At 76.3% G+C, this 12,185-nt stretch carries 1 protein-coding gene; it reads right to left on the bottom strand.

Annotated elements, in window-relative coordinates; translation table 11 throughout:
- The coding region (locus ACFVGO_RS38590; protein ID WP_380636839.1) for a type I polyketide synthase at positions 1–12,185 on the bottom strand (12,185 nt) is incomplete at both ends.

Here is a 12,185-nt window from a genome sequence, read left to right as displayed (position 1 = left end):
GCGGCGGGGCCCGCGGCGCCGCGCCGGGCGCCGGGGCGCACCAGTCCGCGCAGCAGGGCGGGGACGCCGCCGGCGCCGGCCTGGGCGCGGACGGCCGCGGTGTCGAGCCGCAGCGGGAGGACGACCGGCTCGTCGAGGGCGGCGGCCGTGTCGAAGAGCGCCAGTCCCTGGGCCGGGTCGAAGGCGACGATCCCGCCCCGGGCGATCCGTCGCAGGTCGGCCTCGGTGAGCCCGCCGGTCATCCCGGTGCTGTTGGCCCACAGGCCCCAGGCGAGGGAGCGGCCGGGCAGCCCGTCGGCGCGGCGCCGGTGGGCCAGTGCGTCCAGGAAGGCGTTGGCGGCGGCGTAGTTGCCCTGGCCCATGCCGCCGAAGATGCCGGCGATGGACGAGAACAGGACGAACTCGGACAGGTCCGGGCCGGCGGTGAGTTCGTGCAGGTTGATCGCCGCGTCCACCTTGGGGCGCAGGACGAGGTCCAGCTGCTCGGGCGTCATGGTGGCGACGACGCCGTCGGCCAGGACGCCCGCGGCGTGCACCACCCCGGTCAGCGGGTGCGCGGGGGGCAGGGCGGCCAGCAGGGCCGCGAGGGCGTCGCGGTCGGCGGCGTCGCAGGCGGCGATCTCGGCGTGCGCGCCCAGCGCGGCGAGCTCGGCGAGGAGTTCGGCCGCGCCGTCGGCGGCGGGGCCGCTGCGGCTGGTCAGCAGCAGGTGCCGGACGCCGTGTTCGGCGGCCAGGTGGCGGGCGACGTGGGCGCCGATGGCACCGGTGCCGCCGGTGATCAGGACGGTTCCGTCGCCGCTCCAGCCGGGTGTGCGCCCGGCGGCGGCCAGCGGTACGCGGGCCAGCCGGGCGACGTGGACGGCGCCGGCCCGGATCGCGAGCTGGGGTTCCCCGGAGGCGAGGGCTTCGGCGAGTACGGCCGGCGGGGTGTCGTGGGCGTCCAGGTCCAGCAGGACGAAGCGGTCGGGGTTCTCGGTCTGCGCCGAGCGGACCAGGCCCCAGAGCGCGGCCAGGGCCGGGTCCGGGACGTCGTCGCCGGTCACCGGGACCGCGCCCGCGGTGACCAGGACCAGCTTGGAGCCGGTCAGGCGCTCGTCGGCCAGCCAGTCGCGCAGCAGCGCGAGGACCGTGCCGAGGCCGTCGTGGACCGCCTCGCGGAGGGTGCCGGGCGGGGCCGGGACGGGCGGGCAGGCGGCGAGGACCAGCCGGGGCGGCGGGGTGCCCGCGTCGAGCAGTGCGGACAGCGCGGCGAGGTCGGCGACCGTACGGCCGGGGAACGGCGTGGCGCCGGAGGGCAGGGGCGTCCCGGCGCCGAGCACGGTCCAGGACTCCGGGCCGGAGACGGTGCCCGTCGCGGCGCGCTCCGGCAGGGCCTGCCACTCGGGGCGGAACAGCTCCTCGTGGTGTCCGGCGCGGGTGGCCTTGAAGCGGTCGGCCGAGACGGGTCGCAGGACGAGGGAGCGGGCCGAGACCACCGGCCGGCCGACGGCGTCGGTCGCCCGTACGGTGACGGCGTCGCGGCCCGTGGGGGTCAGCCGCAGCCGGAGTTCGGTGGCGCCGGAGGCGTGCAGGCGCACCCCGTTCCAGGAGAACGGCAGCCAGCCCTGCGCGGGTCCCTCCAGTACGTCGAACACCAGCGCGTGCAGGGCGGCGTCGAGCAGGGCCGGGTGCAGGCCGAACGCGGCGGCGTCCGGCTGCTGCTCCTCCGGCAGGCTCGCGACGGCGTACACCTCGTCGCCGAGCCGCCAGGCCGCGCGCAGGCCCTGGAACGCCGGTCCGTAGGCGAATCCGCCGCCCGCGAAGCGGTCGTACAGGCCTTCCGTGTCGAGGGGGACGGCTCCGGACGGCGGCCAGGCCGCGGGGTCGACCGGGTCGACCGGGTCCGCCTGGTCGGGCTCTGCGGCGGAGGTGAGCAGGCCGCTCGCGTGCCGGGTCCAGGGGGCGTCGGGGCCGTCGTCGGCGGCCCGGGCGTGGACGCTCAGCGGGCGGGTGCCGGAGGCGTCCGGGCTTCCGACGGTGAGCTGGAGTGTGACGGCTCCGCCCGCCGGGAGCACCAGCGGCGCCTCCAGGGTCAGTTCCTCGACCTGGTCGCAGCCGACCTGGTCGCCCGCGCGGACCGCGAGTTCCAGGAACGCGGTGGCGGGGAACAGCACGCCCTCGTAGACGCCGTGGTCGGCCAGCCAGGGGTGGCTGCGGACCGAGAACCTGCTGGTGAACAGGAAGCCGTCGGAGTCCGCGAGTTCCGTTCCGGCGCCGAGCAGCGGGTGGTCGACCGTCAGCAGTCCGGCCGCGGGCAGGCCGACCGTGGCCGGGCCGGCCGGCAGCCAGTAGCTGCCGCGCTGGAAGGCGTAGGTCGGCAGGTCGACGGCGGAGCGGGACGGGCCGCCGGAGTGGACGGCGTTCCAGTCCACGGGGACGCCCGTGACGTGCAGCCGGGCCAGGGCGGCCGTCGCCGCGGGGGCTTCGGGCCGGTCCTTGCGCAGCAGGGGCACCAGCACGGGGCTGCCGCCGGCGCCGGTCAGGCAGTCCTGGCCCATGGCGGTGAGCGCGCCGTCGGGTCCGAGTTCGAGGAACGCGGTGACGCCGTCGCGCTCCAGGTGGCGTACGCCGTCCTGGAAGCGGACGGTGCCGCGCACGTGCTCCACCCAGTAGTCCGGTGAGCCGAGCTGCTCGGCGGTGGCCGGCTCGCCCGTCAGGTCGGAGATGACGGGGATGGCGGCCTCTCCCGGGACGATCCGGGCCGCGACCTCGCGGAACTCGGCGAGCATCGGCTCCATGAGGGGCGAGTGGAAGGCGTGGGAGACCCGCAGCCGTCGGGTCTTGCGGCCGCGCGCGGCGAGCACGGCGGCGATCTCGTCCACCACCGCCGCGTCGCCGGAGATCACGGTCGAGGCCGGGCCGTTGACCGCGGCGAGGCCGACGTCGCTCTCGCGGCCGGCGAGCAGCGGCAGCACCTCCTCCTCCCCGGCGGCGAGGGCGACCATCGCGCCGCCCGCCGGGAGGGCCTGCATCAGCCGTCCCCGCGCGACCACCAGCCTCGCGGCGTCGGGCAGCGCGAACACCCCGGCGACGTGGGCGGCGGCCAGCTCTCCCACGGAGTGGCCGAGCAGCCGGTCGGGGCGCACGCCCCAGTGCTCGACGAGGCGGAAGAGGGCGACGCCGAGGGCGAACAGGGCGGGCTGGGTGTATTCGGTGCGGTCCAGCAGGCCGTGGCCGGGGTCGCCGGGGGCCGCGTCGATCACCTCCCGCAGCGGGTGGTCGAGCAGCGGGTCGAGTTCCGCGCAGACCGCGTCGAAGGCGTCGGCGAAGACCGGGAACCGCGCGTACAGTTCGGCACCCATCCCGGTGCGCTGGCTGCCCTGGCCGGGGAACAGGAAGGCGGTCTTCGCGGCCGGGCCGGTGACACCGCTCACCAGGTCCGCCGACGGCTCGCCGGCGGCGAGGGCGGTGAGCCCCTGGAGCAGGGTCTGCCGGTCCGTGCCGGTGAGGGCGGCCCGGTACTCGAAGGCGCTGCGGTTCAGCGCCAGGGAGCGGCCCAGGTCCGCGACGGCGAGGGCCGGGGCGTGCTCCACGTGCCGGAGCAGCCGGGCGGCCTGCTCCCGCAGCGCGTCCGCGCCACGGGCGGAGAGCAGCCAGGGCAGGGCGGGCGTGTCGGGGGTGGTCGCCGGGGTCGGCGCGGGGGCGGCGGGCGGGGCCGGTTCGGTGGGCTGTTCGAGGATGGTGTGGGCGTTGGTGCCGCTGACTCCGAACGACGACACCGCGGCCCGCCGGGGACGGCCGGTCTCCGGCCACGGGGTGTCCTCGGTGAGCAGCCGGACCGCGCCGGCCGACCAGTCGACGTGGGGTGTCGGCGTGTCCACGTGCAGGGTGCGCGGCAGCGCCCCGTGCCGCATGGCCTGCACCATCTTGATGATGCCGGCGACTCCGGCGGCGGCCTGGCTGTGTCCGATGTTCGACTTCAGCGACCCCAGCCACAGCGGCTGCTGCGCGCCGCGTTCCCGGCCGTACGTGGCCAGGAGTGCCTGGGCCTCGATCGGGTCGCCCAGCCGGGTCCCGGTGCCGTGCGCCTCCACCGCGTCGACCTCGGCAGCGGTCAGTCCGGCGTCGGCGAGGGCCGCCCGGATGACCCGCTGCTGGGAGGGCCCGTTGGGGGCGGTCAGGCCGTTGCTGGCGCCGTCCTGGTTGACGGCGGAGCCGCGTACGAGGGCGAGCACCGGGTGGCCGTTGCGCCGGGCGTCCGACAGGCGCTCCAGGACGAGCAGTCCGGCGCCCTCGGCCCAGGAGGTGCCGTCGGCGGCGGCGGCGAACGGTTTGCAGCGGCCGTCCTCGGCGAGCACCCGTTGCCGGCTGAACTCGACGAACGCGCCCGGTGTCGACATCACGGTCACCCCGCCGGCGAGCGCCAGCGAGCATTCGCCGGCCCGCAGCGACCGGGCCGCGAGGTGGACCGCGACCAGCGACGAGGAGCACGCCGTGTCGACGGTCACCGCGGGCCCTTCGAGGCCGAGGCTGTAGGAGATCCGCCCGGACGCCACGCTGCCCGCGCTGCCGATGCCGAGGTAGCCCTCGAACTCTTCGGAGGGTTCGGTGACGCGCGACCCGTAGTCGTGGTGGCTGCATCCGACGAAGACGCCGCTCGCGCTGCCCTTGAGTGACAGCGGGTCGATGCCGGCCCGCTCGAACGCCTCCCAGGAGAGTTCGAGCAGCAGCCGCTGCTGGGGGTCGATGGTCAGCGCCTCGCGCGGGGAGATCCCGAAGAAGGCCGGGTCGAAGCGGTCGGCGTCGTGGAGGAAGCCGCCTTCCCGCGCATAGGTGCTGCCGACCCGGTCCGGGTCCGGGTCGTAGAGGCCGTCCAGGTCCCAGCCCCGTCCGGTGGGGAAGCCGGTGATCGCGTCCTGTCCGCCCGCGACGAGCTCCCACAGCTCCTCGGGGGTGCTGACGCCGCCGGGGTAGCGGCAGCTCATGGCGACCACGGCGATCGCCTCGTCCTCGGACACCGCGGCGGCCGCGGGCACCTGCCCGGGAGCGTCGGTCGTCTCCGTGGCGGGCGCCCCCGGCAGTTCGGTGCGCAGGTGTCCTGCCAGGGCCGTGGCCGTGGGGTAGTCGAAGGCCAGGGTCACCGACAGGCGCAGGCCGGTGACCGCGGCGAGCCGGTTGCGCAGTTCGACGGCGATCAGCGAGTCGAAGCCGATCTCCTTGAACGCCTGGTCGGGTCCCACCGCCTCGGGCCCGGGGTGGCCGAGCACGGCGGCGACCTCGGAGCGGACCAGGTCCAGCAGGGCCCGGTCCCGTTCCGCCGGGGGCAGTGCGGCCAGCCGCAGGGCCGGCGGCTCGGCGCCGTCGGCCGTGCCCCGGGGCCCGGCCGCGGCGGCGAGCACGTCCCGTACCTCGGGCAGGTCCCCGAGGGCGGCACTGGGCCGGAGCGCGGTGAACGCCCGGGTGAAGCGGTCCCAGGCGAAGTCGGCGACGAGGACCGCCGTCTCGTCGTGGTCGAGGGCCTGACGCAGCGCGATCGTGGCCGTGGCGGGATCCATGGCGGGCAGGCCGTCGCGGATCAGCCGTTCGGCGACCGCTCCGGAGGCGAGGCTGTCGCCGCCCCACAGGCCCCAGGCCACCGAGGTGCCGGGCAGTCCGAGGTCGCGGCGCTGCCGGGCCAGGGCGTCGAGGTAGGCGTTGGCGGCGGCGTAGCTGCCCTGGCCGGTGCCGCCGAGCGTGCCGGCGAGCGAGGAGAACAGCACGAAGGCGGTCAGGTCGAGTTCACGGGTGAGCTCGTCGAGGTTGCGTGCGCCGTCGAGCTTGGGGCGCAGGACGCCGGCCGCGCGTTCGGGGGTGATCGAGTCGATCACCCCGTCGTCGAGGACGCCCGCGGTGTGCAGGACGGCGCGCAGCGGGCGCTCGGCCGGAATGCCGGCGAGCAGTTCGGCCAGTGCGTCGCGGTCCGCGACGTCGCAGGCCACCGCGGTGGCGGCGGCGCCGAGTCCGCGCAGTTCGGCCAGCAGGGCGTCGGCGCCCGGGGCCTGTGCGCCGCGCCGGCTGGTGAGCAGCAGGTGCGCGGTGCCGGTGCGGGCGAGCCAGCGGGCGATCTGGGCGCCGAGGCCGCCGGTGCCGCCGGTGATCAGGACCGTGCCCTCGGGTGTCCAGTCGCGCACGGGGGCGGTGTCACCGAGTCCGGCGTGGACGACCCTGCGGCCGTAGAGCCCGGTGGCGCGCACCGCCAGCTGGTCCTCGCCGTCCGGGCTCGTCAGTGCTTCGGCGAGCCGGGTCGCGGCCCGGTCGTCGAGCCGGCGCGGCAGGTCGACCAGGCCGGCCCACCGCTGCGGGTACTCGACACCGGCGACCCCGCCGAGGCCCCAGACCAGGGCCTGGAGCGTGCTGTCGATCCGGTCGGAGCGGCCGACCGACACCGCGCCCCGGGTGGCGCACCAGAGCGGGGCGTCGGTGCCGAGGTCGCCCAGGGCCTGGAGGAGTGCGACCGTCAGGGTGAGGCCGCGGGGAAGCGCCGATCCGTCGCTGTGCGGTTCTTCGGCCAGGGCGAGCAGTGACAGGATTCCGGCGGGCGGCCCGTCGGGGTGGCCGTGGGCGTCGCGCAGCAGTGCGGCGAACCGTGTCCGGTCGGTCGCGTCGGGGCCCGCCTCGACCAGGACGGGCGTGGCGCCGTGTCCGCGCAGGGAGTCCGCGGCGAACGCGACGGCCGGGTCGTCGGCGGCGCCGGCCGGGGCGACGACGAGCCAGCTGCCGGTGAGCCGGGGCCGCTCGGGTGCCGGCAGGGGCTTCCAGGCGACCCGGTAGCGCCAGCTGTCGGCGGTCCGGTCGCCGGCCCGGCCGCGCGCCCACTCGGCGAGGGTGGGCACCAGGGAGGCTAGGGAGGCCCTCAGTTCCCCGTCCTCGACCCGCAGGGTGGTGGCGAGGGCGTCCAGGTCCCCGTGGTCGACCGCCTCCCAGAAGCCGGAGTCGGCCGGGCCGGCGCCGGTCGTGGCGTCAGTGCCGGTCAGGGCGTCGGCGGGCCGGCCGGGGGTGGTGTCCAGCCAGTAGCGCTGCTGCTGGAAGGCGTAGGTGGGCAGGGGCCGCTTGCGCGCGCCGGTTCCGGCGAACACCGTGCCCCAGTCCACCGGCAGTCCGCGGACGTGGAGTTCGGTGAGCGCGGCGAGGAAGCGGCCGGGGCCGCCCTCGGTGCGCCGCAGGGTGCCGACGACGGCTCCGTCGCCGGCTCCGGCCGCTTCGACGGCCTCCTGGAGCCAGACGGTCAGCGCGGGGTGGGTGCTGCACTCGACGAAGGTGTGGTGTCCGTCGGCGATGAGCGCGTGGACCGCCCGTCCGAACTCGACCGGCCGGCGCAGGTTCTCGTACCAGTACGCGGCGTCCAGGCGCAGGGTGTCCACGGGGCCGCCGCTGACCGTGGAGTAGAACGGGATGTCGGACGTCCGCGGCGCGGTGCCGCCGAGGAGGGTGAGCAGTTCCTCCCGGAGCTCCTCCACCTGGGGCGAGTGTCCGGCGAAGTCCACGCCGGGGACCGGCCAGGTCAGGACGCCCGCCTCGGAGTACTGCTCGCGCAGTCGTTCCAGTGCCGCCGGGTCGCCGGAGACCGTCACCGACGTCGGCCCGTTGACCGCGGCGACGTCGAGTGCCCCGTCGTGGGAGGACAGTGCTTCGCGGACGGCTCCGACCGGCTGCGGCACGAACAGCATGCCGCCGCGTCCGGTCAGGGCCAGCAGGGCCCGGCTGCGCAGGGCGACGATCCGGGCGGCGTCGTCCAGCGAGAGCGCGCCGGCCACGCAGGCGGCGGCGATCTCGCCCTGGGAGTGTCCGACCACGGCGTCCGGGACGATCCCGTGCGCCCGCCACAGCTCGGCCAGCGACACCATCACCGCCCACAGCACCGGCTGCACCACGTCCACCCGGTCCAGCGGGGGCGCGTCGGGCTCCTCCCGCAGGACCGCGAGCAGCGACCAGTCCAGGTGCGGGGCGAGGGCGCGTTCGCAGGCCGCGATCCGGTCGGCGAAGGCCGGGGCGTGGTCGAGCAGTTCCCGGGCCATGCCGGCCCACTGGGATCCCTGGCCGGGGAAGACGAAGACGGTCCTGGCCGATCGGGCGACGGTGCCTTCGACCAGGCCGGGTGCGCGGTCTCCCGCGGCCAGTGCGGCCAGGCCGCCCAGCAGGGCCGCGCGGTCGTCGCCGACGACGGCTGCGCGGTGCTCGAAGGCGGTCCTGGTGGTGGCCAGGGAGTGGCCGACGTCGACGGACGACAGCTCCGGATGCTCCGTCAGGTACGTGTGCAGCCGCTCCGCCTGGGCCTTCACCGCCTCGGCGGTCCGCCCGGACAGGACCCACGGGACGGCGGACGCCCCGGGTACGGGTACGGGTGCGGGTACGGGTGCGAGCTCGGGGTCGGCGGGCGGCTGCTCGATGACGACGTGGGCGTTGGTGCCGCTCAGGCCGAACGAGGACACGCCGGCCCGGCGCGGACGGCCGGTCTCCGGCCAGGGGGCGGCCTCGGTCAGCAGGGCGACGGCGCCCGCCGTCCAGTCGACGTTCGGGGACGGCCGGTCGATGTGCAGGGTCCGCGGCAGCTCGCCGTGTCCCATGGCCAGCACCATCTTGATGATGCCGCCGACCCCGGCGGCGGCCTGGGTGTGCCCGATGTTCGACTTCAGCGACCCGAGCCGCACCGGCCGGTCGGCCGGCCGGTCCTGGCCGTAGGTGGCCAGCAGCGCGTCGGCCTCGATCGGGTCGCCCAGCCGGGTGCCGGTGCCGTGTGCCTCGACGGCGTCCACGTCGGCGGCCGTCAGCCCGGCGTTCGCCAGCGCGTCGCGGATCACCCGCTGCTGGGCCAGGCCGCTGGGCGCGGTCAGCCCGTTGCTCGCGCCGTCCTGGTTGATCGCCGAGCCGCGCAGCACCGCGAGCACCGGGTGGCCGTTGCGGCGGGCGTCCGAGAGGCGTTCCAGGAGCAGCAGGCCCACGCCCTCGGCCATGCCGAAGCCGTCCGCCGAGGCGGCGAAGGACTTGCAGCGCCCGTCCTCGGCGAGCCCGCGCTGCCGGCTGAAGCCGGTGAACGACAGCGGGGTGCCCATCACCGTGGCGCCGCCCGCCAGTGCCAGCGCGCATTCGCCCGAGCGCAGCGACTGCGCGGCGAGGTGGACCGCCACCAGGGACGAGGAGCAGGCCGTGTCCACGGTCACGGCGGGCCCCTGGAGGCCGAGTTGGTAGGCGACCCGCCCGGACAGGACGCTGGTGGAGATGCCCGCGATGAACAGGCCCTCCAGTTCCTCGGGGACGTCGCGCAGGGTGCCGCCGTAGCCCTGGTAGGAGGCGCCGGCGAAGACGCCGGTCGGGGTGCCGTGCAGGGTCGCCGGGTCGATGCCGGCGCGCTCGATCGCCTCCCAGGAGGTTTCGAGCAGCAGCCGCTGCTGCGGGTCCATGGCCAGTGCCTCGCGCGGCGAGATGCCGAAGAAGCCGGGGTCGAACCGGTCCGCGTCCGTGACGAATCCGCCCGCGGCGGCGTAGCTCCGGCCGGGCCGGTCGGGGTCCGCGTCGTACAGCGCGTCGAGGTCCCAGCCCCGGTCGGACGGCAGCCCGGAGACGGCGTCGCGTCCGTCGGCGACCAGGCGCCACAGGTCCTCGGGGGTGCGGACGCCGCCGGGGTAGCGGCAGCTCATGGAGACGATCACGACGGGGTCGTCGTCCGCGGCGGGTGCCGCCGACGGGAGCGGCCGGACGGTGGCGGGCTCCTCGGCGGTGCCCAGCAGTCCGGTCTCCAGGCGCCGGGCGAGCGCGGTCGCCGACGAGTAGTCGAAGACGACGGTGACCGGGAGCCGCAGGCCGGTGGCGGTGTTGAGCCGGTTGCGCATGTCCACGGCGGTCAGGGAGTCGAAGCCCAGGTCGCGGAAGGCACGGCCGGGGGCGACCGCGTCCGGCGAGTCGTGGCCGAGGACGGCGGCCGCGTGGGTCCGGACCAGGTCGACCAGCACCCGGGTCCGCTCGGCCGCCGGGAGCGGCTCCAGCCGGTCGCGCAGCGCCGAGGGCGTTCCCTCGGCCCCGGTCCCGCCGGTCTCCGGTTCGGCGGCCAGCGCGGTGCGCACCTCGGGGAGTTCCCCGATCAGCGGGCTGGGGCGGGCCGAGGTGAAGACCGTCGCGAAGCGGTCCCAGTCGATGTCGGCGACCACGACCACGGTCTCGTCGTGGTCCAGGACCTGCTGGAGCCCGGTGATCGCGACCGCGGGCGGCATGAAGAGCACGCCGTGGCCGCGCAGGGTCTCCTCCGCCAGTTCGGCCGCCATCCCGCCGGCCCCGCCCTCGGGGCTCCAGATGCCCCACACCACGGAGGTCGCGGCGAGGCCGCGGCTCCTGCGGTCCTCGGCGAGGCCGTCGAGGTAGGCGTTGGCGGCGGCGTAGGCGCCGTGGACGGCGCTGCCCCACACCCCGGAGATGGAGGAGAACAGCACGAACGCGTCGAGCGTGTCCCGGTCGAAGAGCAGGTCCAGGTTCCTGGCCCCGCCGACCTTGGCGTGGAAGGTGTCGGCGAACTCGTCCGCGTCGGTGTCGGGCAGTGGCACCAGCAGCCCGGCCCCTGCGGCGTGGAAGACGGTGCTGATCCGGTGGCCGTCCTGTTCGAGGCCGTCCTTGAGCTCGCGCAGGGCCTCCAGGTCGGCGACGTCGCACGCGGCCAGGGTGACCCGGGTGCCGAGGGCGGCCAGTTCCTCGGAGAGCTCCGGCGCACCCGGCGCGTCCGCGCCGCGCCTGCTGACCAGCACCAGGTGCCCGGCTCCCCGCCGGGCCAGCCAGCGCGCGATCTGCGCGCCGATCCCACCGGTGCCGCCGGTGATCAGCACGGTGCCCCCGGGCCGCCAGCTGCGCCGCGGCGAGGTGTCGCCCAGGGCGGACCGGACCAGCCGCCGGCCGTGGCAGCCGGTGGCCCGTACGGCGACCTGGTCCTCGTCCCCGGCGCCGCCGGCCAGCACCCGGCACAGCTGCGGGGCGGTGTCCGTGTCCAGGATCTCCGGGAGGTCGATCAGACCGCCCCAGCGCTGCGGGAACTCCAGCGCGGCGACCCGGCCCAGACCCCAGAGCAGGTTCTGCGCGGCGCTGACCGCGCTCCCGGTGTCCGTGCCCCCGACCGACACCGCGCCCCGGGTCGCCCACCACAGGGGCGCGTCGATCCCGGCGTCGCCGAGGGCCTGGACCAGGGCCAGGTTGAGCGCGGCGCCCAGCGGGACGGAGGGGTGCGCCGAGTGCGGGCGCTCGTCGAGGCCCAGCAGCGACAGCACTCCCGCCACCGGGCCGGGCAGCGCGTCGAGGGACGCGCGGACCCGGTCGGCCAGCACGGCACGGTCGGCCTCCGCCTCGGCGATCCGTAGGTGGACCACCGAAGCCCCGGCCTGCTCCATGACCTGGACGGTCGTCTCCGATCGGCGCGCTCCGTCCTCGGGCCGACCGTCCGACGACAGCACGAGCCAGGTGCCGTCCAGTGCGACCGGGGGACCCTCGGGCAGGGCCCGCCAGGTCACGCGGTAGCGCCAGGAGTCGACCACCGAACGCTCGGTGCGCTCGGTGCGCCAGGTGGCGAGCGCGGGGAGCACCACGTTCAGCGGGTCCTCGGGCGTCACCCCCAGGGTCGTGGTGAACCGGTCCAGGTCGCCTCCGCCCAGGGCCTCCCAGAAGTCGTCGCCGTCCGAGGACGTTCCGGAAGGACCGCCCGCCGCGGGGCCGGTGTCCTCCAGCCAGTACGGGCGACGCTGGAAGGGGTAGGTGGGCAGGGAGATGCCGTCCGGACGGTGTCCGGCGAACACCCGGTCCCAGTCGGGCGACAGGCCGCCCGCGTGGGCCTCTCCCAGGGACGTCAGGAAGCGGTCGAGGCCGCCCTCGCCGCGCCGCAGCGTGCCCACGACCACGGCGGGGCCCTGCGCGGAGCCGGCGGTGTCGGCCGCGTCGGCGGTCTGCTGGACGCCGAAGGTGAGCACGGGGTGCGGGCTGGACTCGACGAAGAACCGGAAGCCCTCCCCCAGCAACGCCGCCGTGGCCTGCCCGAACTCCACCGTCTCCCGCAGATTCCGGTACCAGTACTCGGCGTCCAGGACCTCCGTGTCCAGCCAGCCACCCGTCACCGTCGAAAGGAACGGCACCGTGCCGGACAGGGGTGCGATGCCGTCCAGGTCGGAGAGCAGCTGCTCGCGGACCTCCTCGACGTGCGC

Source organism: Kitasatospora sp. NPDC057738, assembly GCF_042798815.1.
Lineage (GTDB): Bacteria > Actinomycetota > Actinomycetes > Streptomycetales > Streptomycetaceae > Kitasatospora > Kitasatospora lactacystinica.
This window is presented reverse-complemented; position numbering and strand designations above follow the sequence as displayed.